A 24,952-nucleotide genomic window follows, 5' to 3' on the forward strand; every position below is an offset into this window, starting at 1 on the left:
TCATTGAGAAAGACAATCCGGAGTACCTTCATGTCCGTCTTTGAGGAGCTGTCGAAAACCACCTGTTTCGGCGGCAGTCAGCTCACCCTTTCCCATGACAGCAAGGCCACTGGCACGCCGATGAAGCTGTCGGTCTTCGTGCCGCCCGCGGCGGCCGATGCGCCCGTGCCGTGCGTCTTCTGGCTGTCGGGGTTGACCTGCACGGAGGAGAACTTCACCGTGAAGGCGGGCGCGCAGCGCATGGCCTCCGAACTGGGGCTGATCGTCGTTGCCCCCGACACCAGCCCGCGCGGCGAGGGCGTGGCCGATGACGAGGGCTACGATCTCGGCCAGGGGGCAGGCTTCTACGTGGATGCGACCGAAGCCCCCTGGACCCCGCATTTCAAGATGTATTCCTATGTCACCGAGGAACTGCCCGCCCTGATCCGCGAAGCCTTCCCGGTGCGCCCCGGGGGCCTGGGCGTGATGGGCCATTCCATGGGCGGACACGGCGCGCTGACGGTTGCCCTGCGCAATTCGGAGCTGTTCAAGTCAGTCTCCGCCTTCTCGCCCATCGTCGCCCCCACCCAGGCGCCCTGGGGCCGGAAGGCGCTTGCCGCCTATCTCGGCGACGATCAGACCAAATGGGCGGCGCACGATGCCTGCGAGCTGGTGTGTTCCCGTGGATTCCCGACGCAGATCCTTGTCGATCAGGGCGATGCGGACGGCTTTCTGGAAGAGCAGCTCCAGACCTGGCGTCTGGTGGACGCGTGCAAGGAGGTAGGCCAGTCTGCCAAGATCCGCATGCAACCTGGCTACGACCACTCGTATTTCTTCATAGCGACGTTCATCGACGATCACCTGAGGCATCATGCGAGGATTTTGGGGTAGGGGTCCGATCAGCCGAAATGGTGCGCTTCCATATCCGCGATGAGGCCGATTTCCTTCGGTTTCCAGCCCAGTGTGGCCTTCGTCCGCTCGCTCGTGGCGCGAATGTCGAGCATCGCGAAATGCGAGAACTAGCCGAAATGCGCTTCCGCCTCCTCCGGTGGAAGTGAGGTGATCGGCAACTTGAGGCCCCTGCCGATTGTCTCGGTGATGGTGCACATGGTAATTCCGGTATCGCCTACCGGATGGTAGCGCCCAAGCTCGCCGCGTTCGACGGCGAACCTGAAGGCCCGCGCGGCATCGCGGCGGTGCACGGCCGGCCAGAGGTTCTCTCCCTCGCCGCCATAAGCCGCCATTCCCTTGTCGCGGGCTATGCCGATCAGGATCGCCACGAAGCCGTGGTCGCCAGCATCTTGCACCGACGGCGGCAACCGCATGACGGAGATGCTGGCGCCCTTTTCCATCAGCGCCTCGCAGGCCTGTTCGGATGCCGCGCGCGGTTCGGCCGTGTCGCCGCGCGGGGCTGGTGTTTCCTCGCTGATCGGTACGCCTCCCGGCAGCACGCCGAGGCCCGACGTTACCACCATCGGCCTTCCTTCAAGTGCCTCGCCCATGGCGGAGATCGCCCTTCGGTCATTCTCGCAGTTTTGTACGAATTTCGAAAAATCGTGGTTGAAGGCCGTGTGGATCACCGCATCGACCTGGGCCATCCCTGCGCGCAGGCTGTTGATGTCCTCCAGGTCGCCCATGTGCACCTTGGCTCCTGCCCTGGAAAGGCTGTCCGCCTTGGCAGCGTTGCGAGCCATGCTCGTTACCTGATGCCCCGCCGCGATCAACTCGCGCACCGTTGCCGAGCCGACGAAGCCTGTCGCGCCTGTCACGAATACATGCATGACGTCTTACCCTCTTACTGAAGCCGGTGGTTCCCTGTTGGGGATCCGTCTGATGCTGTGATAAGACTGCGCCACAAGACGATATATGCGTCAGCGTCCGTGTTTCCTTTGTGATCGTCCAAAAACGAGACTGGAATTGTCATGGATCCACTGTCGGATGTCCTCTCGCTGCTGCGCTCGCGCAGTGTTCTTTCCGCCGGCATGGAGGCGGGAGCGGACTGGGCGGTACAATTCCCGCCCCAGGGGCTGGCAATAAAGACCGGTGCCATCGTTGCCGGAGCCTGTTGGCTGGCGGTCGCGGGGGAGAGAACCTATCCGCCTCGCGCAGGACAACTTCTTCCTGTTGCCGCATGGCCCCGCCTTCCACATAGCTTCAGACCTGTCGCTGCCGGCGCGCGAGGCCGAGGACGTCTTCTCTGCCGCTCGCCTCGGTGGCGTTGTTCGGATCAGCGAAGGGGGAACCTTCGTCTGCCATTCCAACCGTTTCGTGATGGAAGGCCCTCATGCCGCGCTCTTGACCTCGTCACTTCCCGCTGTCGCCCTGATCAGGGCGGCAGAAGGCGGCGCGTCTCTCGGCTGGTTGGTCACGCGCATGATGACGGAGCTGCGCCAAGAGCGCGCGGGCTCCATGCTCGTCATAAAGCATCTGGCGCATATGATGCTCGTGGAGGCCCTGCGCTTGCAGGCGGCAAAAGGCCCGGCAAGTGGCGCCGGCTGGCTTTACGTGCTCGCCGACCGGTCGCTCGGAGCCTCGCTGGCCGCAATGTACGCCGATCCGGCACGCCGCTGGACCATTGCGGCTCTCGCCACCGAGGCCGGCATGTCGCGATCCGCATTTGCCGAGCGCTTCTGCTCCCGCGTCGATCTGGCCCCCATGGCCTATCTCACCCGTTGGCGCATGTCGCTGGCGAGCGATCGTCTCACGAATACGGACGAGCCGATCTCCTCCATCGCCGTCGATCTCGGCTATGAATCCGAAAGTGCCTTCTCGACGGCCTTCAAGCGTGAGACTGGATGTTCACTGCGCCAATGGGCCCGACAGAATAGCCAGGGAAACCTCACAGATGGACGCGAAGCGGCAGAGTAGGGGGCTCATTTCCGGTTCCGCGGGCGATAGTCAAGCAGCCCGCCCCGCCGTAGGTCCGCCGCGTCCCGGCGTATAGCCCATCACAGAAGCCGCACCGAACACGATCAATGTTCCCGCCACCACAGCCAGCGCTTGCCAGTTCATCTGTCCGTACATGGCGAACCGGATGGCCTCCACGATGTAGGTGAACGGGTTCCATTGGCAGGCGTGATAGAGCCAGGGGCTCGATTCCTTCACCCGCCACAGCGGGTAGAGCGCGGAGGAGATGAAGAATATCGGGAAGATCACGAAATTCATGATGCCTGCGAAGTTCTCAAGCTGTCGGATCCAGGATGAGAGAAACATGCCGATGGCCGAGAGCGTCAGCCCTGTCACCACCAGAACGGGCAGCATGGCCGCAAGCCCTTCCAAAGGCAGGTCGGTGCGGAGCGCCAGGGCGATCGCGGCGAAGGCGTAGATCTGGATGATGGAAACGCACGTTGCCGCCATCATCCGCAAGGCCAGCACGAACCAGTGCGGCAGCGGGCTCGACAACAGCACGCGCATTGATCCCATTTCCCGGTCATAGACCATGGAGAGCGAGGACTGTATGCCGTTGAAAAGCTGGATCATGCCGATCAGCCCCGGCACCACATAGACGTCATAGGTGATGTAGGTTCTGATAGGGCGGGATGATCGAAAGCTCCAGCGTGGCGCGAAACCCGGCCGCGAAGACGACAAGCCAGATCAGCAGGCGCATGAGAGCGGCGAAGAAGCGTTCCTTCTGCTGCACGAAGCGCAAGGCCTCGCGCAGCACGATTGCCGAAAAGGCGCGGGTCGCATGGGCGGGGCTCACAGGCGTTCCTCCACGCGTGCGGAGGTCAGCCGGGTAAAGGCGTCGTCGAGATTGGCGGCTTCCGCCTCGCGCAACCACTTCTTCCATCTCGCCGCGCGCCACCATGCGGCCCTTTTCCAGCACGATCAGATCATCGCGCGAGCGAACCTCGTCCACCAGATGCGTGGCCCACAGCACCGCGACGCCTTCCTCGCGCGCCAGTCGGTGCATTTCCTCCACCAGCCAGCGGCGGGTGGAGATGTCGAGGCCGGTGCTCGGCTTGCCCAGCAGCAACAGGCGCGATCGGTCGATGAGCGCACGCGCCACTTCCACCCGGCGCCGTTGTCCGCCGGAAAGGGTGCGTACCTTCTGGCGGCGCTAATCGGCGAGATCGACCTGGGAGAGCAGCGTGTCGATCCTCTCCCGCGCCTCAAGTCTCGACAAGCCTCGAAGCGCCGCGAAGTACTTCAGATTGCGCTCGACGGTGAGATCGAGATCGAGCGTCTGTGCCTGAAACACGATGCCGAGATCGGAAAGAGCGCACGTGCGCTCGCGTCTGAGATCATGCCCGGCGATGCGGATGCTCCCCTGCCGGGCGTTGAACAGGCCGGTGATGAGAGAGAACAGCGTCGTCTTGCCCACACCATTGGGGCCGAGCAGGGCGGTCACCCGGGCGGGCGCCAGCGCGAAGCTGACATGATCGAGCGCGCGCCTGTCGCCATAGGCATAGCTTACGTTCTCGATCGCGAGCGGTGCGTGCTGCGCGAAATCATCCATACGCCTCCTCCCCAGGCACATGTTTTCTCCAGTGTGCCGGAGACGGTGCGCGTTGGCTATGGGGCGGATGGGGAGGGGGACTAGGTGCGTGTTCGGTGCGTGGGGCCCATCCTTCGAGACATGCTCTGGCGAGTGTTCCTCAGGATGACGTTTTGTTTATGTATATTTTTAACGTCATAACAAAACGATAACGTCATCCTGAGGAAGCTCTAAGGGCCGTCTCGAAGGATGGACCACAGACAAACACAATTGTCCTCCACCCAACCCGGCATCTCACCTGTTAAGTGCCGTCTCCGCCTCTTCCCCCAAAAGTCCCCGCTTGAGAATGAAATCCACTCCGCGCCGCCACGCCTCATCAGTATTGCCGCGAATGGAGACGGAGGCATTGCCGAGCATCCGGTCCGTCTCGGTATCGTGCGCGATGATCGAGATCGACTGGATCAGCGTCGAGACCTTGTGCACGAACCCCGTCAGGTTCGCCCGTGCCTCGGCCGATCGGGCAATGGGGGCTGCGCAATCGAGGCAATCCCACGGGTCGGGCAAACCCGCGATTGTTTCCTCCCGGCCGGAAAGATCGAAAATCTCCGCCCCGCGCGCGGCAAGCCGAGTCTCGACCTCCCGCGTGATCATCGAGAGCCGCGCCGTTTCCGTCGGATCGACGCCGCCGACCTCGCCCTCGATAGAGGTGTCCTGAAAAGCAAAGGGAAAGACCGCGATCTCACGCCCTCCGCCGATGCCGCGCCGCTCCACGCAACAGCCCCGGCGAGCATGGCAACACCCAGCGCGAAACCGCGTGCTGCGCTCATGATCCCGGCTCCAGCTTCACCGTCCATTCGTCGGAGAATTTGCGCTCCTCGGTGTCGGTGACACGCGCGGTCATCTTCGCCCCGGGCTTCGGCTTGACGAAAAAGCGCACGCTCGGGTTCTCGCTCATGGAAATATCGCCGTTGAAGGTGAGAACCGGCTTGCCGTCCATGGAAAGTTCGATGGTGCGCACGTAGTCGGCCGGGATCCAGAGCTGGGTCACCCTGATCGATCCGCATGCCGGAATAGTTCGGGTGGCTGACCATGAATTGCGCCTGCGCGGGCGCATCTGCGTGCCAGTCGCCGATCTGGCAGAATTTAATCTTACCCAGCCGCGCCATGGCGGCCTCGTGATCCTTGCCCGCAGGGGCGGAACACCCGCCCACCGCCTTCACGTAATTGGCGGTCATGTAGAGTTTGCCGTCATTCGTCTCGGTCACCGCAGGCACATGCGTATAGGCGTTGACACGCACGCGGGTCGAAAAGCTCGCCATGCCGTTTTCAGGAAAGAAACCGAACGTGCCGATGACGGGGGCCGGGTTTTCGTCGGTGATCAGCGTGAGCTTCTCGATATAGCGCTCAGGCGTTTGCGGGATCAGCGCCGTGATGCTCACCGGCACCACAGCCGCGTCATGGGCGCGATAGGGCGTTTCCAACGCGATGACGCCCGCCCCCGTCGGCAATCTATCTCTCGGCCACCGAAGACGGCGGCGCGGATGTAGTTCCAGGCCTCGTCTTGTGTAAGGGCAGGTGCGGGGCCCGTCAGACCCGCTAGGGCCAGTGCGAGAGCGAAGATTTTCAGAAGCCCGGTTCGGGCGATGGAAGCATGGCGCATCATTCCCACTCCAGTTCCGTATAGGCGGTGACGATGTTGCGGCCGTGGGCGGCATCGAACAGCAGCCAGTCGGTCCGGCCGAGATCGGTAAGTCGCGCGACGGTTTCCTTGATCCCCAGTTCCGTGGCGATGGCCTCGCGCACCCCGTCGCGCAAGGTGGCGAGATAGGCGCGCTCACGGGCAAACGAGCGGTCCGTCATGTTGACGGGACGGTGGCCCGGTACCACCCGCGTGATCCCGGTGTCCGCAAGGCGATCCAGAACGGCAAGTCAGCCGTTCAGACTGCCGTCGAGGATGGGCAGTCGCTCCGCAAACAGAAGATCCGCGGCCCAAAGCGTGTCGGTGCGGGCATCCCGAACCGTCAGGTCGCTGTCCGTATGGGCGGCGGGCCATGCCTCCAGGGTCAGCGGCCGGTTGCCGAGATCGATGGTTGTTACCTCGCGCATCAGATCCGTCGGGGCAATGAAGCGCGTATCGGAGAAATCCGGCGAGAGGGCTCGGATGCGTTCCAGATAGAACGCGCCGCGCTCGGCAAGGGCCTGAGGCAGCCGGTGATGGCCGACATTGGCGATTTCTCCGGCCGCGATCTCGGCGGCAAAGGCGCCGTGGCCGAAACAGTGATCGGGATGCACATGGGTGGCGATGACGTGGCTGAAGGGCTTGTCGGTCACACGCGCGATTGCTGCGCGAAGAGCCGTGCCCTGTTGCGTCGTCGTGCCCGTATCGATCACCGCGACGCTGATCTCACCGACGATAAAGCCGATATTGGCGATCGTTGCGCCGTTTTGCGCGCTCATCTCCTCTTGGAGGCCGTAGCGCACGAACAGACCCTCGGCGATTTCGTGGAAGGGCAGGGCCGCGCTTGCGGCAAGGGCATCGGTGTTGAAGGTCGGGAGGGCGAGGGGCAGCGAAAACCCGCCGACGGTCGCCGCCAGTCCGGCAAGCATGCCTCTTCGCGTCTGCGCAAGTGCATGGTGCGTTTGCGCAAGAGCGTGCCGCGTCGGGCCGTTCAGATCGTCTCGCCCAGTGCCGTGCAGGCCCATTTGGTGATCCGCCATTGCGGTTTCCGGTCGGCCCATTGCACCACATCAATCATGCTGTGCCGGGTGCATTGGCCGATGTCGTCATAAAGCTTCAGCCGCATCTCGAAGGTCGTGCAGTCGGCGGGAGCTGCCGCCAGACAGGCCGTGATCAGAACTTCGAACATTCCCGAAAGCTCCCCTACCTCGCGGGTATCCCGCTCGCGCGCTGGAGGTCACTCCGTCGATCGCCAGGGGCGCATTTCCTCAAGCAACTGATCGACTGCCGACCAACCGCTCACATCCGCCGGATACCAGACCACCTTGTCGAGCCCGAAGGAGAGCGCCCGCTTGGTCGCGTTCCACGACATCCAGCAATCGGGCTCGCAGAAGAAGACGAGCGGGCGCGCACCGTTTTCGCTCAGACGCGCAAGCTCTGCTCTGAAGGCGGTCTCGTCGCTCTCGGTGAGCGTTCCGACACCCATATTGGCGAGCCAGTGCGCCCCCTTGATCGTTGCACGTTTCGGCTCGCGCCAGATCTGGTCGGGATCGCGGTTTTCCGGTTTGCGTGCGGCGGGAAAGATGTCGATCAGCACTGGCGAGGCGTCCGCCCGCATGGCAAGCAGGTCTTCCGTCGAAATCGTGCGCGCACCCGCAAGGCCCTCGGGAATGGGCGCGCGGTAGTTCTCCGTTCGGTATCCTTACGGTTCAAGAAAGCCGCCTGCAGATTTAGCCCCGGATTTGGCTGTGGGAACCGGCGCAGTGACGGGCTTGACTTTCGGTCCGGCCGCCGTCTTGATCAACCGTCCCTTGCGGTCGAGCAGGGGACGCCGTAGGCGGCCAGGATCGCGTCGATATCGTCCTTGCGCTTGCGCAGGATGCGGTTCAGTCGGTGTTTCCAGTCCGGTTCGTTGTAGCGGATGCCCATCGACATCAGGAACGTAGGATTTCATGTGCCCGAGAAGTCCGTGACGCGCCAAAAGCGAGACCACCGGCGTGCGCGGTTGAGCGCCGATCGTCAATCCCTTCAACGCCTGATCGCCGAGGCTTCCGGAAAGCACCGTGTCCTTGCGGTGCACCATCACGTAGGTGGAATTGTAATAGGGATTGGTGTTCTGCATCACCTCGTTGGTCGCCGTGACCCCGATGATGAGATCGCAACGTTTTTCGCCGAGCGTGCGGCGCACGAAGCCGATGGTCTGCGGAAACCAGGTGTAGCGAACCGGCAGGCCCAGTTCCTCGCCGATGATCTCCGCGATCCGGTTCTCGAACCCTTCGCCCCTGTCGTTGGAATAGGGCAGGTTGCCGGGATCCGCGCGGATCCGGAGTTCCGTGCGGTCGACCACATCCGGGTGGGCGGTCGTTTCCTGCGCTGCGGCCGGAAAGGCAAACTACGTCGTCACCGTCGCCGCGCCGATGGCCGCAAGGACCACGCCTTTTCTCAAGGCGCGGATTGCGATTCTCGCGGGAGAGGCCGGGAGCAACGTCACTGGCTCGCCTTCCATTCCTGGAAGACGGGATCCTCCTTGGCTGGTATGCGCTTGGGTCGTCCGCGCCCCAGATCATCGTTCGAACGCGCCTTCAGTTAGGCGTAGATGTGATCGATATAGAACATCACGTCCGACACCTCGGCGAAGGAGGGCATGACGGAATCCTGTGCGGCGTTGACCACCTGACGACCGTTCACGACGACTTCCAGGAAGTCCTCTTAGGACATGGTTTTGAGCGAATCCTTCAGCGCCGGCGCGTAGGTGGAGCCGAGCCCGTCCGGCCCGTGGCACGACGAATGATAGCGGCGAAAGCCGTTATAGACGCCGTAATCCACCTTGCCGTCCTTGATGATGTAGGGGTGGTCTTCCCAATTTTTCTCATCCGCGGCAAAGGCCGCGCCTCCCGGCATCGCCACGGCGCCCAGCAAGGCCACCATACCTGCGCGCAGCAGGGTCGACAGGGCCCGTCCGAATGTCCGGCGGTTGGATGTCCTGCCCGTCGCGGCCTCGTGTTCGCACGCCATCATCGAATGCGGATCCGCTTCATTCCCAAAACGCATGTATTCCCTCTCCCCGGATCGACCGCTTCCCGGCTCTCGCAAGGCGCGCGGATCCGGCCTTTTTCATCGGCGGCTGGAATACGTACCGTCCGCCCGCATTGCCGCGTCCTCCTCGACGGATGTCCGGTGGCGGCGCGAGCGCCAGTCCATGTCCTTCCGCCATGTCGTCCTGTTTTCGTTCCTGATCGTTGCGACGGGCGGGGCTTGGTGCTGTCCCACCCAGCTGCTTTCGTGCCGAACCGCCCGCCCCGTGCCGTGCGGGGCGAGCGGTCTGCCTGCGGCGTCCTTTCCCGTCTCCGGGTCGTCGCTCGAACGCCGCGGCTGTGACGCGGAAAGCGTCAGTTCGGCAGGGCGAACACCGTCAGCTGACCGCCGAGATTGGTGTAGCTCGACAGCGAACGGTATGTGCCCACGGCCCCCAGGCCCTCGGAGCCTTCCGTCAGGCCCGCCGCCAGACCGATGCCGGCCCAGCCGCCGATGCCGGAATAGACGGCGATGAACTGCTTGCCATTATGCTCGTAGGTGGTGACGTTGCCGATGATGCCCGACGGGGTCTTGAAGCGGTAAAGCTCCTCGCCCGTGTTGGCGTCGATAGCCTTCAGGTAGCCTTCCAGCGTGCCGTAGAAGACCACGTCGCCCGCGGTCGCCAGCGCACCGGACTACACCGAGAAGGGCTCCGGCAGGGATCACTTGATCTCGCCCTTAGCCGCATCCCAGGCAATGAAGTTGCCTAGACCGCCGTGGCTGTTGGGAGCCGGGAACATGGCCAGCGTCGCGCCCACATAGGGCTGACCGGCCGTATACGAGACCTGGAAGGGCTCGTAGTCCATGCAGACGTGGTTGGTCGGAATGTAGAACAGACCCGTCTTCAGCGAGTAGGACGAGGGCTGCTGGTCCTTGGTGCCGAGCGCCGTCGGGCAGATGTCGGTGGAGTTCACGTCTTCACCGTTCTGGTCGGTGGAATATTTGGAAACCACCTGGGGACGACCGTACTGGTCGCTGTCGGGATCCATCACGACTTCGGTCGCCCAGTTGACGGCGGGATCGTACTTCTTCGCCACCAGCAGTTCCCCGGTCACGCGGTCCAGCGTGTAGGAGAAACCGTTGTGGTCCGGATGGACGAGCATCTTGCGCGTCTTGCCGTCGATTTCCAGATCGACCAGCATCATCTCGTTGACGCCGTCATAGTCCCATTCGTCATGCGGGGGCATCTGGTAGACCCACTTGGCCATGCCGGTGTCGAGGTCACGGGCGAAGATGGTCATCGACCAGCGATTGTCGCCGGGGCGCTGCACCGGGTTCCAGGTGCTGGGGTTGCCCGAACCGTAATAGACGAGGTTCAGCTCCGGATCGTAGGACAGCCAGCCCCAGGTGGTGGCGCCGCCCAGCTTCCACTGGTCGCCTTCCCAGGTCTTGAGACTGGAATCTTTGCTCACCGGCTTGCCCAGATGGGTGGTCTTTTCCGGATCGAACATGATCTTGTCGTCCAGGCCGCTGGTATAAGCGCGCCAGGCGATCGACCCGTCGGAGATGTTGTATGCGGTCATGTGGCCCTGAATGCCGAATTCGCCGCTGGAAATGCCCACCAGCACCTTGTCGCCGGCCACCATCGGAGCGGACGTGCCGATCTCGCCCTTGGAGGCGTCGCCATTGGCAACTTTCCACTTCACTTCGCCGGTCTTGGCGTCGAGCGCCACCAGTGTGGTGTCGGCCTGATGCAGGAAGATCATGCCGTCGCCGTAAGCCACGCCGCGGTTGACCGTGTCGCAGCACATCACCGGAATGACGTCCGGATCCTGCTTCGGCTCGTATTTCCAGATGATGCGGCCGCTGTCGTTCAGGTCGAGCGCGAAGACCTTGTTGGGAAACGGCGTGTGCACGTACATTACGTCGCCGATGATGAGCGGTCCGCCCTCATGGCCGCGCAGAACGCCGGTGGAAAATTTCCAGGACACCTGCAGGTTGCCGATGTTGCTCTTGTTGATCTGGTTGAGCTTGCTGTACCGGGTGCTGGAATAGTCACCCAGTTGCATGACCCAGTCCTTCGGATTCTTCTGCATCTCGACTAGTTCGTCACTCGCATGTGCGAATGACGACATGGGTCAGGGCGGCCACTCCGACGGCCGCCAGGACTTTGAAGCTTTGCATTTCCATCCCCTACGCATTGTGTTGGCGTATACCGGCGACATTTTTGTTATTCGGACCCGGAATTGACCAGTTTCCGTCCGCCGGGCAGGCGTAAACGAGCTTTCCGACTCTGGAAAATCCCTAGGTAAAGTCGATAGAACCATAGTATTAACTGTTTGGAAGGATTAATAAATAACAGAAAAAAGAACGTATTACATGCAATATGTAAGATAATGCCGAATCTTGCGGTATGGACGTATGTCGTCTTCTGAAAGGTGGGGTGTTACGTTTCTCGTCGATACGTTGCCGGGTTGGGGTCTCGTAGGGGAATGCTCGCGTCTGGTGAGGGGCGTTCGGCATGCGGAGACGACTCGATCCAGCCGGAGAAGAGCCCCCGTTCTGGTCTCCTAGAACCTCACTGTTTCCCGATAGCGCGTCGCCAGATCCTCAAGCAGGCCTTCGCGGGCGGAGCGGTCGCGATCCTTGCGCGGAAGGGCGATCGCCTCGTCGCCGACAAGCGTTGCCGGGCGCTCGTCGATCAACAGCAGCCGGTCGGCGAGCTGGACGGCTTCGCGCACATTGTGGCTGACCATCAGCACCGTGTGACCCCGCGCGCCCGCCACAGATCCAGCAGCAGCGCGCGCAGGCATTCCGCGACCGGCTCGTCGAGGGAGACGAAGGGTTCGTCCAGCAACAACACGTCCGGATCGACCGCAAAGGCGCGGGCCAGCGCGACGCGGCGGGCAAGCCTCAGCGACAGCTCGCCCGGATAGCTTGCACGCATCGCGGACAGGCCCAGCGTTTCGAAAAGGGCGTCGAGATCCGGCATCGCATCGGGGGGAAGTGCGAGGCGCACGTTCTGCTCCACCGTGCGCCAGGGCAGAAGCCGCGGTTCCTGAAAGATGGCGGCGAGCCGGGCGCGTTCGCTGGGCAGGCGCACGTCACCGCGGTGATCAGTGTCGAGCCCGAGCATGATTCGGAGCGCCGTTGTCTTGCCACAGCCCGACGGGCCGATCAGACAGGTGAAGCTGCCCGGCTCCAGCGAAAAGGCGAGATCGCGCAGCACCGCGATGCGGCCTCCCTCGACCAGCGCGAAATCCTTCGCGTCGATGCGCACGTCAAGCCGGCTTCGCGCGCCAGCGGGTAAGTCGTGTTTTAAGGGGTTGGACCAGACTGTATTCGGTGACCAGCATGACCGCGATGAAGGCGAAGGCGTAGCCGAGAATGGCGGTCACGTTGAAGAGTTGGAAATAGAAATAGAGGTGGATCTGGAAGCCCACCCCGTTGGAGCGGCCGAGCAGTTCCACGACCAGCACGATCTTCCAGATCAGCGCCAGGCCAGACCGTGAGGCGGCCGCGAGATAGGGCTGAAGCTGTGGCAGGACCACGTCGCGCACGGTCGCCAGGCGCGGAAACCGGTAACCCGCGCCATCTCGGAAAGCTTCGGGTCGAGCGCCCTCGCGCAAGGTGATCACCACATTCGGGATCTTGTTGAGCGCAACGGCCGTGATCGCCGCGGCTTCCGTCAGCCCGATCCAGATGTAGCACAGTACGATCAGCACCAGCGCTGGCATATTGATCAACAGGATCAGCCAGGGATCGAGCAACCGGTCGACCGCCTGTCGCCGCCCCATCGCAAGCCCGATCGCCGTGCCCAGCGTCATGGAAAGGGCAAAGGCGCCTGCAACCCGCGCCAGCGTGACGGCGAGATGGAAGAACAGATCGCCGGAGGCCACCTAATGCACCATGAAGGAGGCGACGGCGGTGGGGCCCGGCACATCCGGATCGCCTGCCCACCATGCCGCTCCCGTCCACGCCAGGAAGAACAGGGCGAGCGAGACAAGGCCGAGCGGCGCGCTCCGGCGCGACCCCGTGCCCCGACGCCGCGCACCGTTTCGTGGTGGGCTGCCTCCGCGCTCACGCCTAGATCCCGTTGAGTGCTGCGGACCAGAACGTGCCGGGCGCCATTTCGCGGGCCGGACCGACCAGCTTCTCCCCGCCGAGTTTCGCCAGAAGCTCGTAGATGTGGGCGGTGTCCTGCATTTCCTCTTTCAGCGATCGGGTTGGGATGCCTGCCCGGAAACGGTCGCGCAGGGCGGCGAATGTCGCGTCATCCGGCGATTCCATGGCCGGGCGCAGGTCCTCCCAGGCCTCGTCGGAGGCTTTCAGCAGGGCCTTGATCTAGTGCGAGGCGTGCACGAAGCCCAGCATGGCCTCGCGGTGCTCGTTCGCCCAGCTTTCATCGAAGACATAGCCGATCTCCGAGATCGCGCCTTCCGCACCAAGCCGTATCGCCGCGTCATTGGCATCGAGAATGCGGCGGAAACCCTTGGCTTCAAGACGCGCGGCGTAGTGCCAGTAGTTGAGGACGGCATCGAGTTCGCCCTGTTCCAGCTTCTTGGCCAGAAGCGGCGGCGCGCCGAAGACGAGTTCGTTCGTCTCCGCCGGATCGAAGCCCGCATCGCGTTCCGCCAGTCCACGCGAGGTCAGCCAGCCCTTGTCGAGCGGCCCGCCCGCAACGCCCACTTTCCGGCCCTTGAGGTCCGCCAGGTCGTGAATCTCGGATGTCGCCGGCACCATCAGCGCGGCCACGGAGGAAGAGAAGGGCACAAAGGTATAGGCCCGGCCCACCGCGCGTTGACGCGAAACCCACAGCCAGTCGGAGACGATGACGTCGACCTCGCCCCCTTGAAGCACCACCAGCGTCGCCTGATTGGAGGCAAACGGGATGGTTTCGACCGAAATGCCGTTTGCCTGGTCGATCTTGTGGGCGATAAGGCTCTTCAGCTTCCAGTTGACCGTTCCGTATTTCAGAACGCCCACCCGAATGGTCTCCGCGGCATTCGCCGAGCCCGCAGCGAATGTCAGCGCGACAGCCATGACGGCCGTCGTCATGATTTTGAAGATGTGCGTGTGTCCCTCCCAGGGCGGTATCGGTTCTGCCGGTTTCACGTCTTGGCGCGTGGTGGGCCGGAAGATCCTGCCGCGAGGGAGTGTAACGAATGACGGCAGGGCTTGAATATAGTGCCTAAGGGCAACGGCTTCTCCGTCTGGGCTTACATGTTATATGGCCCGTACCTTACATGTTATATGGCCCGTACCACGTCCGTCCTGCTGTTGGCCCCGCCACGAGAGAGTTCATGCCGTCGCCCGCCCTGTCGATCCGCCCCTATGCCCGATCGGACATGACTGTTCTTTCGTCGATCTGGTTCGAGGCCTCGCGTGAGGCCCATGCCTTTCTGGGCGAGGAGTTTCTGCGCAGCCAGCGCGCGGCGATCGAGGAAACCTATCTGCCGGGCGCCGATGTCTGGGTTGCCTGCCTGAACGGCGTTCCCGTCGGCTTCATCGGTCTGCTCGGCAGTTTCATCGGCGGATTGTTCGTCGATCCGAAGGCGCAAGGGCAGGGGATCGGACGGGCTCTGCTTGCGCATGCCCAGGCGCTGAAGGGCGAGCTGTCGCTGGAAGTCTATGCGGAAAACACCCGCGCCTGCGCCTTCTACCGCCGTCTCGGCTTTCGCGAGACAGAGCGCCGCGCGCGCGACGACAACGACCTGCCGCACGAAAACATCCGCATGAGACTGGTGCCGGCGGCGTTCTGAGGTCGGTTGCCCATCTGGTCTCTCGGCAGGTCCCGCACCGTCCATCGTCATCCCCCGGCTTCGTCCGGGGGATCCTGCACTCTCCCCATACGCTGCTGCCTGCTGGATTGCCCGGACTGCGCCGGGCAATGACGGAGGAGAGATTGGGCCCCGTCTTTCTTGCTGCTCCCATCCCACAGCCGCTGCGACCGATATCCCCTCATCGCCCTCCCAAATGCCTCGAATTTTCCTGCGTAGGTGCACTGCTTGCGCTTGTAAGCGAATAAGCGCGATAATTGCGCCTGTCCGTTGGCTGAAGGGCAACGACGGAGGACGGAGATGCGGCCAGTTTCGGTCTTTGCGGTGTGTGCGGCAATGCTCGCGGCGGTGGTGCGTGGGGTGGGGCGTGGATCGGGCGCGGGCGGACGAGCCGCCTCCTTCCGTTCCTCTCGCCCTGGTGTTGCTGACGGATGTTTCTTACAGCGTCGATGCCAATGAATATGCCCTGATCAAGGAGGGCTACCGTACCGCCTTCGTCGATCCGGACGTGATCGCCACGATCAAGGTGAGCGGCGCGTCGCGATCGCCTATGTGGAATTCTCCGACCGCCGCGCGGTGGAGATCGTGCAGGACTGGCAGATCCTGCGCGACGAGGCCGACATCCTGGCTTTCGGACTCTCCATCGCCTCCGCGCCGCGTACCAGCGCCGGCAATACGGCGATGGAGGAGGGCTTGCGCGTTGCGACGCAGATGCTCACCCAGGGGCCTTTTCGCGAGGCGCGCCTGATCATCGACGTAGCCAGCGATCTTGCCTGGGACGGTGGACGTGCGGCCGTCTCGCGCGATGAACCGGTTGCCGCTGGGGTCAAGATCAACGGCCTGCCGATCATCGAGCAGACACGGGTCGCCAGCATCAACGGCAGGCTGTCCTTTCCAAGCTATCAGTCGCCGGAAGGCATCGTCGGTTTTTTTCGTCAAAACGTCATCGGCGGGTAGGGGGCATTCCTGGTCGAGGCGCGTGATTTCCGCGATTTCGGCAATGCATTGCGCCGAAAACTGTTGCGGGAACTCCTGATCGCAAAAAACTGAAATTTACCTCCGCTACGGTTCCGGGTTATGAGTTTGCGCAAGGTTGCAGTGCAACATGCATGCGGTACAGCAAGAACGGATGCCGGAACACAGCATGGATCAAAGACTAGAGGCGCATGCCTATGCGCAACGTATCGGTGAGGAAGTCGGCGTATCGGGCTGGATCACCATCACGCAAGCGATGATCGACACTTTTGCTGATCTGACCTACGATCATCAGTTTATCCACGTGGATGCCGAGCGGGCGGCCAAGGAAGGCCCCTTCGGCGGCACCATCGTGCACGGTTTCCTGACCCTGTCGCTGCTCACCCGCATGGCGCGCGAGGCGAAGCCGGAGATCGAAGGCGCCGGGATGCTGATTAATTACGGATTCGACAAGGTGCGCTTCCTGCATGTGGTACCCACCGGCGGGCGCGTGCGCGGACGTGTCCAGCTTGCCTCCGCCGAGGAACACAAGCCCGGCGAATTCACCTTTTGCCACCGCATCACGGTGGAAATCGAGGGCGTCGAGCAGCCCGCGCTGGTGGCCGACTGGCTGACGCGTCTCTACGTCAATCGCTGAGCCGTTCTCACCTGTCATTGACTGCGGAGAGGTGGGGGACAGCGAAATTTTCCCCTTTGAAGGTCCCTGCGCATTCCTTCCGCGTGCTTTTCTGCGCGGGATGCGTCGGGGCGTTTTCCGATTGACTTGCGTTCATCCCCATTGCGACCCTGCGTAAGAAGAAGCGGGCTTGATCGGACCACCACTCCTTGATCGGACCACCACTCAATGATCGAATTTAAGAATGTATCGCAGTTTTTTGGCGATCTTGTTGTATTGAAAGACATTAACGTAAGGCTTGCTGAACGGCGGATTGCCATCGTTGGAAGCAATGGTTCGGGAAAGAGTACTTTCGCTCGCCTGATAAACGGTCTGCAATTGCCGACCTCCGGTGCGGTCGAGGTCGACGGTATCGACACGCGCAAGGATGCCAAGGCGGTTCGCAGGAATGTCGGCTTCGTGTTCCAGAACCCCGACAACCAGATCGTTTTTCCGCTCGTGGAGGAAGACCTCGCATTCGACCTGAAGAACCTCGGTTTCCGAAAGGACGAGATATCCGAGAAGATCGATGCGGTGCTCAGCCGGTACAACATGGAAGGCTTCAGGTCCCACCCGGTGCATTTCCTGAGCGGCGGGCAGAAGCAGCTCCTCGCCATATCCGGCGTGGCGGTGATGGAGCCGAAATACATCGTTTTCGACGAGCCGACGACGCTGCTCGATCTGCGCAACAAGCGAAAGGTCTGCAAGCTCATCCGGGATCTGGAGCAGACGGCCATCGTGGTATCGCACGATCTGGAGTTTCTCGAGGGATTTGACCGCGTGTTCGTCTTCGACGGCGGGCAGATCGTCGTGGACGACCAGCCCTCGACCGCCCTGAAACAATATATGGAGATGATGGCGTGATCCTCGGTCTCTACATCGACGCGGACAGCCCGCTTCACCGGTTGCATGCCGGTGTGAAGCTGTTGTCGCTCGTGATCGTCGGCACGGCGGTCTTCTTGCTGAACAACTGGATCTATCTCTCAGGCGCCCTCGCGGTGACGGCGGGGCTCTACGCTCTTGCCAAAATCCCGTGGCTAACCGCCGTCGTGCAGATCCGCCCGGTCCTCTATCTCCTGACCGTCATCTTCGTCTTCCAGGCGCTGTTCGATCACTGGACGACGGGCGTCACAGTAGTGATGCGCTTTGCTTTCCCTCATTCTGTTCGCCGCGCTCGTCACCCTGACGACGCGGGTGTCGGAAATGGTGGAGGTGATCGAGAATGCGCTCCGGCCACTGGCGCGGTTCGGGGTGAACCCGGCCAAGGCGAGCCTCGCCATATTGCTGTCGATCTGGTTCCTGCCCGTCATTGCGCAGAAGTTTCAGGACGTGCGCGAAGCGCAGGATTCGCGCGGGCTCAGCGCGAGCTTCATGGCGACCGCCGTGCCCCTGATTGTCAGGACGCTGCATATGGCGAACGATATCGCGGAAGCCCTGGATGCAAGGTCCTATGATCCGGACGCCCGGCCCGAAAGCGCACGCGCTGCGGCTGCCGCGCACGGTCAGTAGTCAGGTCTCGGAGGATGTTGAGAAGTCACGGCATTTGATGATTTTGCGAAGTCGATTTTGAGGAGGAAATTCTGATGAGCACCAAGGACATTGTCTATATCGCGCTGTTTGCGGCCGTCTATGCCGCGTTAGGGGCTGTTTCCGCCCATTCTTCTGCCCTTCATCGGGGTGCCGATCACCGCGCAATCTATGGGATCGATGATCGCGGGCTCCGTTCTGGGCGCTCGTCGCGGCGTTCTCGCCTCTCTCCTTTTCCTCGTGCTCGTGGCGATCGGTCTGCCGCTTCTGGCGGGCGGACGCGGCGGTTTCGGCGTGTTCCTCGGCCCCAGCGGTGGCTTCATGATCGCCTATCCCTTCGCAACCTTTGCGATCGGTCTGGCTTTCGAGCGTCTGTGGAACCGCATCAATTTCGTCTGGGCCTTCATCATCAATGTCATCGGGGGCATCGGGATCGTCTATCTCTTCGGTATTCCCTGGCTCTCCGTGGCCGCCAGCCTTCCCTTCACCAAGGCCATGATCGGCTCCGCCGCCTTCATTCCCGGCGATCTGCTGAAGGCTGTCATCGCCGCGTTCATCGCGGTCACGGTCAAGAAGTCCTACCCGATCATCGAAACCTCGCGTCCCGCGATCAGCCGGTGAGGCGGCGCGCGTTTGCCGAGGACGTCTGATGAGGGAAGGGGTGATCCGTATCAGCAGGAACGCAAGAATTACAGGGCGTTTCCGTCATCCGGGATGACGAGGAAGCCCTCGACGTAGCCGCCCGGCTGGCGGAAAATTTCGCGCAAGGCGCGTCGAACCGGGACCGTGAACGACGGCTTCCGGCGGTGGGAATGCGCGAATATGCCGAAAGCGGTCTGCTCGGGGCCATCGTGCCGAAAAGTTTCGGCGGGGCGGCGATTTCGAACGTCACGCTGGCGCGGATCACCGCGATCCTCTCGGAGGCAAATTCCTCCATCGGTCAGATCCCGCAGCCGCACTATTGTCTGGTCGATGCGGTCCGGATCGTGGGAACCGCGCCGCAGCAGGAAATCTTTTTCGCCGAAGCCCTTGCCAGAAAATTTTTCGGGAATGCGGTTTCCGAGGTCGGAAAGGACTATGAGACCGCCACCACGTCGCTCTCGGGCGGGCTTTTGAACGGGCGGAAATTCTATTCCACCGGTTCCCTGTTCGCCGACTGGGTTCCGATCGCCGCCAGAGATGACGACGGCAAGGCCGTGATGGTCTATGTGCCGTCGGGCGCGCCGGGATTGTCCGTTCATGACGACTGAACCGGAATGGGACAGAAGATCACCGCAAGCGGCAGCGTGGTCGCCGAAAACGTGGAGGTCACGGACTGGCAGGTTCTGGCAAGGCATTGTCTGTTCGATGAGCCCAGCATCCACGGGCCGTTTGCCCAGCTTCTTCACGCCGCCATTGATCTCGGCATCGCACGCGCGGCGATGTGGGACATGAGGGAATGGGTTCGGAAACGGGCGCGTCCCTGGAAGGATAGCGGCGGCGTCCGGGCGCTTATGTGGACGAGGCGAGCGCCAATCCGAATGAGACGACCGTGGCCGAGACTTCCGTCGCCGTTGCCGAAGCAAAGGTGCTAACGACGGAACTGGCCCTGACGGCGAGTTCGGCTCTGTTTGAGCTCTCCGGCACGCAATCCTCGCTGGAGGAGCACAAGCTCTCCCGTCACTGGCGCGATGCGCGAACGCACACGCTGCACGATCCCGTTCGCTGGAAACCCCATCTTGTCGGCAGCTTCTGGCTGAACGACACGCTGCCTCCGCGCCACGCCTCTGTGTGACGGGGCTTCCGGCCGAATTTGCAGGTATCCGAATGTCCATGAGTGAAAACGATGCCCGGTGGTTGGACAAGGCGCGGGAGATCGGTGTCGAACTGATGCGCCTCGGCGCTCAACGGAGTGATCCGCAAACTCCGCCGACGGCGGAACTGCACCTGCTGAAGGACGGCGGCCTGATGGGCATTGCTGTTTGCGCGGAAAACGGCGGCGCAGGCGTCAGTTGGCGCACGGTCAACGAAATCGTGCGCGAAATCACGGCGACCGACGGCTCGGTGGGCGCCCTGCTGGGCTACCATGTCATCTCCGTCGTGCATCTGCGGCGCGAGGCTGAAGAAAAGCGGCGGGAGCTTGAGAGGGAAATCGTCGATAACGGGTTCCTTCTGGCCGGCGTCGCCAATCCCCGCGATGACGATATCGACGTTGCGCGGGTCGACGGCGGCTATGTGTTCAACGGTCGAAAATCGTTCTGCACCGGCGCGGCCTTTGCCGACCGGCTGACGATCTATGGCCGCTCGGCGGAGATGAACGCGCCGATCCTCGCCTATATCCCGACCGACCGCGACGGGATCACCTATCATCACGACTGGGATAATCTGGGCCTTTGCAGGACCGATAGCGGCAGTTTCTCGCTCGAGAACGTTTTCGTCCACGAAGACGAGATCACCGTTGAGACAGACGATGATAGGACGGCAGCCCTGCGTGCGCTGAGGACGCTGGTCAACACAGCATCTTCACGAACTGCTATCTGGGCTTTGCGCTGGGCGCGTTCCGCGCTGCCAAGGCCTATGTGCACGGCAAGGGGCTCGACTGGCACAAACAGGGCTCGGCGAGCGAAGACCCTCTCGTTGTCACGCAGTTCGGTGATTTATGGGTTGATCTTCAGGGCTCAATTGCGCTTGCCGACCGGGCCGCGACGAAGGTGGCGGGACTTCTCGACTGCTTTCTCGACTTCGATGAGGCGCTGCGCGGGAAGGCGACGGTAGATGTGGCAGCGGCAAAGATCCATGCAAGCCGAACGGCCCTGTCGGTTACCGCGAAGATCTTCGAGCCGCTGGGCTCCAGAGCGGCCCACAACAGCAACGGCTTCGACCGGTTCTGGCGCGATGCGTGGACCCACACGCTGCATGATCCGCTGGCCTACAAGGTGCTTGAGGCCGGCGACTTCGCCCTGAACGATCGGTACACGGAAGTCGGCTCTTTCAGTTGAGCCCGGGGCTGTTCGCGTGATGCGATCGCGGTAACCTCATTCCTCGCGCATCTTCTCCAGTGCATCGATCCGCGGGCAGGCGCTATCCCACAAGGTCTCGGTCGTGGCCGCGACCAGCGCTTCCGACAGGCCCAGGATCGCCACGGTCGAATCCCAGTTCGACGGGGCTGCGACGCGGGCGGACAGCACGTGGCGCGCATGGGCGGCAATCGGCGAAAGCCATTGATCCGTCAACAGCACGATCGGCACGTTTTGTTTGGCCGCCACCGCGGTGAAGCGGGCGAGATCTTCGGAATAGCGGCGAATGTCGAAGACGATCAGCAGATCCCGGCGCGACATGTCGAGCAGATGATCGCGCCAGTTGTCGGCCTGTCCCGCCAGATGCACCACGCCGGGCTGAACGATCCTGAGATGCGCGGAGAGATAACGCGCCAGCGCATCGGTGAACCGTCCGCCGATCACGTAGATCCGCGATTTCGTCTCCACCATCAGCTTTGCGGTCGCCTCGAATTCGCCTTTCGGCAGGTGGGCGAAGGTTTGGGTGATGTTCTCGCTCAGTGCGGAGCGGAAGCGGTCGAGAAACACACCGTTGCCTGATGCGACTGCTTGTCGCGGCTCCTCGTGCTTGGCCAGCGGCGTCGCGATCTGGGCGTTCAGCTCGTCGCGCAGCGTGCGCTGGAAATCGGGATAGCTGTCGAAGCCGAGCTTGGCGATGAAACGCAGGATGGTGGGGGCGCTGACAGAGGCGCGGTGGGCGAACTCCGCCACGGTTTCAAGTCCCGTAACCGGGTAGGCGGCCAACAAGGTGCGTGCTGCCTTCTGCTCCGTCGCCGTCAATGTGTGCAGACCGGCGCGGATCGCTTCTGCAACGGTTTCTTGCACCTGCGCGCTCATGCGTCATCCCTCCGGAGGGCGAGTTGGTACAACGTATTTCCTTTCTCGTCGAAATTGACAGGGTCGCTTGGTTCTGTAATATTCTAAAAAGAGATTGTCAGAAAACTACATTCTGTAATATTTATTATGGTTGTGCCAACGGACTCGTCAAGCAGGCCGAAGACCCGCCGACCAGTGTGGAAAGAGTGGTGGCGCACGGGCGAGGACCCGTCGGCGCAGGATGAACCGGAGGATGCATGGGGGAGCGCGTAGCGCCAAAACGCGGCATTTCGGCAGACCGTCCGGTCGTGGTGGAGAACGTGGCCGGATCGTCGGACTTCGTCCTCCTGTGCGGCCATGCTTCCAATACCATTCCGCCCGAACTGAACAATCTCGGGCTTTCCGGCGACGAGCTTGAAAGTTACATCGCCTGGGATCCGGGCGCACTGGGCGTGGCCCACGCGATGAGCGGGCTGATGGATGCCGCTCTCATCTATCCCACCGTTTCCCGCCTGGTGATCGACTGCAATCGCGCGCCCGACGCCCTGACCTCATTCCCGAAGTCAGCGAGACGACCGAAATCCCCGGCAATGCCGGGCTCGATGAGGCCGCATGTGCGCAACGCATTGCCTGCGCCCATCGCCCCTATCACGAGGCGATTGAGATCCTGCTGGCCAAGCGCGCGGCGGAGGGGCGGCGGAGCCTGCTCGTCGCCGTCCACAGCTACACGCCCGTTTACAAGGGCGTCGCCCGACCCTGGCATGTGGGCATCCTGTCCAATGCCGACCGGGGGCTGGCCGAGGTGATGCTCGCCTGTCTTGGCCGCGACGGCACTTTCGTCGTTGGCGACAACGAGCCGTATTCGCCGGCCGATGGCGTCTACTACACGCTTGATCTTCATGCGAGGCCGACGGCCTTGCCACCGTCATGATCGAAATCCGCAACGACGAGATCGCTTTGAAGATACCCAGGCCGCCTGGGCGAAGCGGCTGGTCTCGGTGTTGGAAGTCGCACGGGGGCCGTCGTCCGGATTTCGTGACCGGGATATTTGAAAAAGCGTTCGAGACCCGCGCCAAGACGGGCCGGATATCCCCGAAAGGGGCATTACGATAGAGAACAGTTGCTGTGCCGAAAGCTATCAGGGCCTATGTGCGATGGGTCGATGCGCTGAGCCGCGTCATCGGCCATATCGCCATGTACCTCGTCTTCGCGATGATGGGGATCCTTCTCTATTCGTCGTTCATGAAGTCCTTCTTCATCCCGCCGTTGTGGGGGCTGGAGATGGCTCAGTTTCTGATGGTCGGGTACTACATCATGGGCGGGGCGTGGTTGTTGCAGAGCGACAACCACGTCCGCATGGATCTCATTTACAGCCGCTGGACGCCGCGCACCCGCGCGGCCATCGACGCGGTGACCGTCCTCTTCCTGCTCTTCTATCTCGGCGTGCTGCTCTACGGCGGCCTCTCCTCCACTGCCTATGCGCTGGAATACGGCGAACGCAGTTACTCTGCATGGCGGCCTTACATGGCACCGATCAAGATCATCATGTGCGCGGGCATCGTCCTGATGCTGCTGCAGACGGTGGCGGTCTTGTTCAAGGATCTGGCGCGGCTGCGCGGGGAGAGCCTGACGTGAGCTTCCACATGAGCTACGAACTCATCGCTATCCTGATGTTCTCCACCATGATGGTGCTGCTCATTACCGGGCAGCGCGTCTATGGGGCCATCGGCTTCGTCGCCGTTCTCTTCTCGCTCCTGTTGTGGGGCGACGGCGGCTCGGAGATCGCGTTCTCCGCCGGCATCAAGCTGATGAAGTGGTATCCGCTTCTCACCCTGCCGATGTTCATCTTCATGGGCTACATGTTGTCGGAACCCGGCATCGCCAACGATCTCTGCCGCATGTTCCACATCCTGATGAGGCCGGTGAATGGCGGGCTCGCCATCGGCACGATCCTGCTGATGGTGGTGATCTCGGCCATGAACGGTCTTTCGGTGGCGGGCATGGCGATCGGCGCCTCCATCGCGCTGCCGTAACTGCTGCACCGGGACTACGACAAGGTGATGGTCACCGGCGTCATCCAGGCGGGCTCGTCGTTGGGGATCTTGGTGCCGCCGTCGGTCGTGCTGGTACTCTATGGCATGATCGCGCGCCAGCCGGTCGGCCAGCTCTGGTTTGCGGGCGCGCTGCCGGGCCTGCTGATGGCGGGTATGTTCATCCTCTACATCGCGATCCGCTGCTGGATGCGGCCGGATTTCGGCCCCGCCCTGCCGCGCGAGGCGCGCGAAAACCTGACCCGTCAGGACAAGTTGCGCTTTCTGGTGGCCGGGCTCATTCCGGTCGCCATCTTCGCATCCATGATGGGGTTGTTTGTCACCGGCAAGACGAGCCTTGTCGAAAGCTCCGCCGTCGACGCGCTGGGCGCCATGCTGGCGGCGCTGGTGCGCGGCAAGCTGACCTTCAAGGTGATCCACGAGACCTGCAAGAAGACGCTCGGCATCTCCTGCATGTTCATGTGGATCATCTTGGCGGCCCTTGCCTTCGGCGCGGTTTTCGACGGGCTCGGCGCGGCCAAGGCGATCGAGGCGTTCTTCGTCGATCGCCTGCAGCTCAGCCCCTGGGAGATCCTGATCATGATGCAGATCTCCTATCTCATCATGGGCATGTTTCTCGAAGATACCGCCATGCTGGTCATCGTCGCGCCGCTTTACGTGCCGCTCGCCAGGGCGCTGGGGTTCGATCTCATCTGGTACGGTGTGCTCTACACGATCATCTGCCAGGTCGCCTACATGACCACGCCCTTTGGCTACAACCTGTTTCTGATGCGGGCGATGGCGCCGCCGCAGATCTCACTGACCGACATCTACCGTTCCATCGTGCCCTTCGTCGCGGTGATGCTGGTCACTCTCGCCATCATCATGGCTTTCCCGCAGATCGCTTTGTGGCTGCCCCATCTCGTTTATGGCCGCTGAGCGCATCGGTGCGGACCAAGTCGGAATGCCGGGGCGTTCCCGGTTGAGTGGAGAGGAAAGGAGGCGACTTCGAAGGTCAAGGCGA

At 62.4% G+C, this 24,952-nt stretch carries 24 protein-coding genes and 11 pseudogenes; 16 read left to right on the top strand and 19 right to left on the bottom strand.

Going from position 1 to position 24,952, the window contains the following annotated elements:
* Positions 1–30: 30 nt before the first annotated feature.
* Positions 31–870, top strand: coding sequence for an S-formylglutathione hydrolase (gene fghA, locus QNJ43_RS14010; protein ID WP_300470946.1), 840 nt, complete (start codon positions 31–33; stop codon positions 868–870).
* A gap of 8 nt (positions 871–878) precedes the next feature.
* Here fghA and QNJ43_RS14015 read toward each other — a convergent pair.
* Positions 879–1,760, bottom strand: a pseudogene (locus QNJ43_RS14015) (SDR family oxidoreductase).
* A gap of 201 nt (positions 1,761–1,961) precedes the next feature.
* On the opposite strand from QNJ43_RS14015, the pseudogene QNJ43_RS14020 reads away from it, so the two are divergent.
* Positions 1,962–2,385: pseudogene (locus tag QNJ43_RS14020) on the top strand (cupin domain-containing protein); the annotation flags it as partial.
* A 195-nt stretch (positions 2,386–2,580) separates the two neighbouring features.
* On the top strand, positions 2,581–2,847 hold the full coding sequence (locus tag QNJ43_RS14025; RefSeq protein ID WP_300471019.1) for an AraC family transcriptional regulator: 267 nt from the start codon (positions 2,581–2,583) through the stop codon (positions 2,845–2,847).
* Between the two features lie 30 nt (positions 2,848–2,877).
* On the opposite strand, the pseudogene QNJ43_RS14030 reads toward QNJ43_RS14025, so the two are convergent.
* The 16 genes and pseudogenes from QNJ43_RS14030 to QNJ43_RS14105 form a co-directional block, all read right to left on the bottom strand.
* Positions 2,878–3,682 (bottom strand): annotated as a pseudogene (locus tag QNJ43_RS14030) (ABC transporter permease).
* A gap of 315 nt (positions 3,683–3,997) precedes the next feature.
* Positions 3,998–4,459: pseudogene (locus tag QNJ43_RS14035) on the bottom strand (ABC transporter ATP-binding protein); the annotation flags it as partial.
* Between the two features lie 252 nt (positions 4,460–4,711).
* Positions 4,712–5,188 carry a DUF3280 domain-containing protein gene (locus QNJ43_RS14040; RefSeq protein ID WP_300470950.1) on the bottom strand — a complete coding sequence of 159 codons (477 nt, stop codon included), beginning with the start codon at positions 5,186–5,188 and terminating at the stop codon, positions 4,712–4,714.
* 52 nt (positions 5,189–5,240) lie between these two features.
* The gene (locus QNJ43_RS14045) at positions 5,241–5,465 is read right to left on the bottom strand and encodes a thiosulfate oxidation carrier complex protein SoxZ (protein WP_300470953.1); all 225 of its coding nucleotides are present in this window, start codon (positions 5,463–5,465) and stop codon (positions 5,241–5,243) included.
* 611 nt (positions 5,466–6,076) lie between these two features.
* The gene (locus QNJ43_RS14050) at positions 6,077–6,304 is read right to left on the bottom strand and encodes a hypothetical protein (protein ID WP_300470955.1); all 228 of its coding nucleotides are present in this window, start codon (positions 6,302–6,304) and stop codon (positions 6,077–6,079) included.
* 42 nt (positions 6,305–6,346) lie between these two features.
* Positions 6,347–7,135, bottom strand: a complete 789-nt coding sequence (locus QNJ43_RS14055) for an MBL fold metallo-hydrolase (RefSeq protein ID WP_300470957.1) — start codon at positions 7,133–7,135, stop codon at positions 6,347–6,349.
* Complete coding sequence (locus QNJ43_RS14060) at positions 7,087–7,284, bottom strand: hypothetical protein (protein WP_300470959.1); 198 nt, start codon at positions 7,282–7,284, stop codon at positions 7,087–7,089. The genes QNJ43_RS14055 and QNJ43_RS14060 overlap by 49 nt, the downstream gene beginning before the upstream one ends.
* Before the next feature lie 48 nt (positions 7,285–7,332).
* Positions 7,333–7,785, bottom strand: a pseudogene (locus QNJ43_RS14065) (PQQ-dependent catabolism-associated CXXCW motif protein); the annotation flags it as partial.
* Positions 7,786–7,797: 12 nt separating this feature from the next.
* The gene (locus QNJ43_RS14070; RefSeq protein ID WP_300470962.1) at positions 7,798–8,442 is read right to left on the bottom strand and encodes a transporter substrate-binding domain-containing protein; all 645 of its coding nucleotides are present in this window, start codon (positions 8,440–8,442) and stop codon (positions 7,798–7,800) included.
* A gap of 362 nt (positions 8,443–8,804) precedes the next feature.
* Positions 8,805–9,146, bottom strand: a complete 342-nt coding sequence (locus tag QNJ43_RS14075) for a hypothetical protein (protein ID WP_300470964.1) — start codon at positions 9,144–9,146, stop codon at positions 8,805–8,807.
* A 338-nt stretch (positions 9,147–9,484) separates the two neighbouring features.
* A pseudogene (locus tag QNJ43_RS14080) lies at positions 9,485–11,294 on the bottom strand (methanol/ethanol family PQQ-dependent dehydrogenase).
* 386 nt (positions 11,295–11,680) lie between these two features.
* Positions 11,681–11,866: a hypothetical protein gene (locus tag QNJ43_RS14085; RefSeq protein WP_300470966.1), complete on the bottom strand. Its 186-nt coding sequence runs from the start codon at positions 11,864–11,866 to the stop codon at positions 11,681–11,683.
* The gene (locus QNJ43_RS14090; protein WP_300470969.1) at positions 11,866–12,390 is read right to left on the bottom strand and encodes an ATP-binding cassette domain-containing protein; all 525 of its coding nucleotides are present in this window, start codon (positions 12,388–12,390) and stop codon (positions 11,866–11,868) included. Before QNJ43_RS14090 ends, QNJ43_RS14085 begins: the two co-directional genes overlap by 1 nt.
* A 1-nt stretch (position 12,391) precedes the next feature.
* A complete protein-coding gene (locus QNJ43_RS14095; protein WP_300470971.1) occupies positions 12,392–13,009 on the bottom strand; it encodes an ABC transporter permease subunit in 618 nt (205 codons plus the stop codon).
* A 187-nt stretch (positions 13,010–13,196) separates the two neighbouring features.
* A complete protein-coding gene (locus QNJ43_RS14100; RefSeq protein ID WP_300470973.1) occupies positions 13,197–13,400 on the bottom strand; it encodes a hypothetical protein in 204 nt (67 codons plus the stop codon).
* A gap of 54 nt (positions 13,401–13,454) precedes the next feature.
* A complete protein-coding gene (locus QNJ43_RS14105; protein ID WP_300470975.1) occupies positions 13,455–14,168 on the bottom strand; it encodes an ABC transporter substrate-binding protein in 714 nt (237 codons plus the stop codon).
* Positions 14,169–14,413: 245 nt separating this feature from the next.
* On the opposite strand from QNJ43_RS14105, the gene QNJ43_RS14110 reads away from it, so the two are divergent.
* The 4 genes and pseudogenes from QNJ43_RS14110 to QNJ43_RS14125 all read left to right on the top strand — a co-directional run bounded on the left by QNJ43_RS14110 (position 14,414) and on the right by QNJ43_RS14125 (position 17,384).
* A complete protein-coding gene (locus QNJ43_RS14110) occupies positions 14,414–14,872 on the top strand; it encodes a GNAT family N-acetyltransferase (protein WP_300470977.1) in 459 nt (152 codons plus the stop codon).
* A 214-nt stretch (positions 14,873–15,086) separates the two neighbouring features.
* Positions 15,087–15,847, top strand: a pseudogene (locus tag QNJ43_RS14115) (DUF1194 domain-containing protein).
* 187 nt (positions 15,848–16,034) lie between these two features.
* On the top strand, positions 16,035–16,502 hold the full coding sequence (locus tag QNJ43_RS14120; RefSeq protein ID WP_300470986.1) for a MaoC family dehydratase: 468 nt from the start codon (positions 16,035–16,037) through the stop codon (positions 16,500–16,502).
* 207 nt (positions 16,503–16,709) lie between these two features.
* Positions 16,710–17,384, top strand: coding sequence for an ATP-binding cassette domain-containing protein (locus tag QNJ43_RS14125; protein WP_300470988.1), 675 nt, complete (start codon positions 16,710–16,712; stop codon positions 17,382–17,384).
* A gap of 173 nt (positions 17,385–17,557) precedes the next feature.
* Here QNJ43_RS14125 and QNJ43_RS14130 read toward each other — a convergent pair whose 3' ends face one another.
* Positions 17,558–17,680 (bottom strand): hypothetical protein, encoded by a 123-nt coding sequence (locus tag QNJ43_RS14130; protein WP_300470990.1) that lies wholly within the window; start codon positions 17,678–17,680, stop codon positions 17,558–17,560.
* Here QNJ43_RS14130 and QNJ43_RS14135 point away from each other — a divergent pair.
* The 6 genes and pseudogenes from QNJ43_RS14135 to QNJ43_RS14155 all read left to right on the top strand — a co-directional run bounded on the left by QNJ43_RS14135 (position 17,667) and on the right by QNJ43_RS14155 (position 21,025).
* Positions 17,667–18,029 (top strand): energy-coupling factor transporter transmembrane component T, encoded by a 363-nt coding sequence (locus QNJ43_RS14135; RefSeq protein ID WP_300470992.1) that lies wholly within the window; start codon positions 17,667–17,669, stop codon positions 18,027–18,029. The genes QNJ43_RS14130 and QNJ43_RS14135 overlap by 14 nt on opposite strands.
* A gap of 74 nt (positions 18,030–18,103) precedes the next feature.
* Positions 18,104–18,668: pseudogene (locus tag QNJ43_RS14140) on the top strand (biotin transporter BioY).
* Between the two features lie 125 nt (positions 18,669–18,793).
* Positions 18,794–19,297, top strand: a complete 504-nt coding sequence (locus tag QNJ43_RS14145) for an acyl-CoA dehydrogenase family protein (RefSeq protein ID WP_300471020.1) — start codon at positions 18,794–18,796, stop codon at positions 19,295–19,297.
* 281 nt (positions 19,298–19,578) lie between these two features.
* Positions 19,579–19,821, top strand: a complete 243-nt coding sequence (locus QNJ43_RS14150; protein ID WP_300470993.1) for an acyl-CoA dehydrogenase family protein — start codon at positions 19,579–19,581, stop codon at positions 19,819–19,821.
* Between the two features lie 95 nt (positions 19,822–19,916).
* Positions 19,917–20,447 (top strand): annotated as a pseudogene (locus QNJ43_RS27250) (acyl-CoA dehydrogenase family protein); the annotation flags it as partial.
* Positions 20,448–20,605: 158 nt separating this feature from the next.
* Positions 20,606–21,025: an acyl-CoA dehydrogenase family protein gene (locus tag QNJ43_RS14155; protein ID WP_300470995.1), complete on the top strand. Its 420-nt coding sequence runs from the start codon at positions 20,606–20,608 to the stop codon at positions 21,023–21,025.
* A gap of 36 nt (positions 21,026–21,061) precedes the next feature.
* Here QNJ43_RS14155 and QNJ43_RS14160 read toward each other — a convergent pair whose 3' ends face one another.
* Positions 21,062–21,919 (bottom strand): MurR/RpiR family transcriptional regulator, encoded by an 858-nt coding sequence (locus QNJ43_RS14160; protein ID WP_300470997.1) that lies wholly within the window; start codon positions 21,917–21,919, stop codon positions 21,062–21,064.
* A gap of 236 nt (positions 21,920–22,155) precedes the next feature.
* On the opposite strand from QNJ43_RS14160, the pseudogene QNJ43_RS14165 reads away from it, so the two are divergent.
* The 3 genes and pseudogenes from QNJ43_RS14165 to QNJ43_RS14175 all read left to right on the top strand — a co-directional run bounded on the left by QNJ43_RS14165 (position 22,156) and on the right by QNJ43_RS14175 (position 24,867).
* Positions 22,156–22,829, top strand: a pseudogene (locus QNJ43_RS14165) (N-formylglutamate amidohydrolase).
* Between the two features lie 194 nt (positions 22,830–23,023).
* The gene (locus tag QNJ43_RS14170; protein WP_300470998.1) at positions 23,024–23,533 is read left to right on the top strand and encodes a TRAP transporter small permease subunit; all 510 of its coding nucleotides are present in this window, start codon (positions 23,024–23,026) and stop codon (positions 23,531–23,533) included.
* An 8-nt stretch (positions 23,534–23,541) separates the two neighbouring features.
* Positions 23,542–24,867 (top strand): annotated as a pseudogene (locus QNJ43_RS14175) (TRAP transporter large permease subunit).
* Positions 24,868–24,952: the final 85 nt, after the last annotated feature.

The sequence above is a fragment of the Breoghania sp. genome (assembly GCF_030066895.1).
Lineage (GTDB): Bacteria > Pseudomonadota > Alphaproteobacteria > Rhizobiales > Stappiaceae > Breoghania.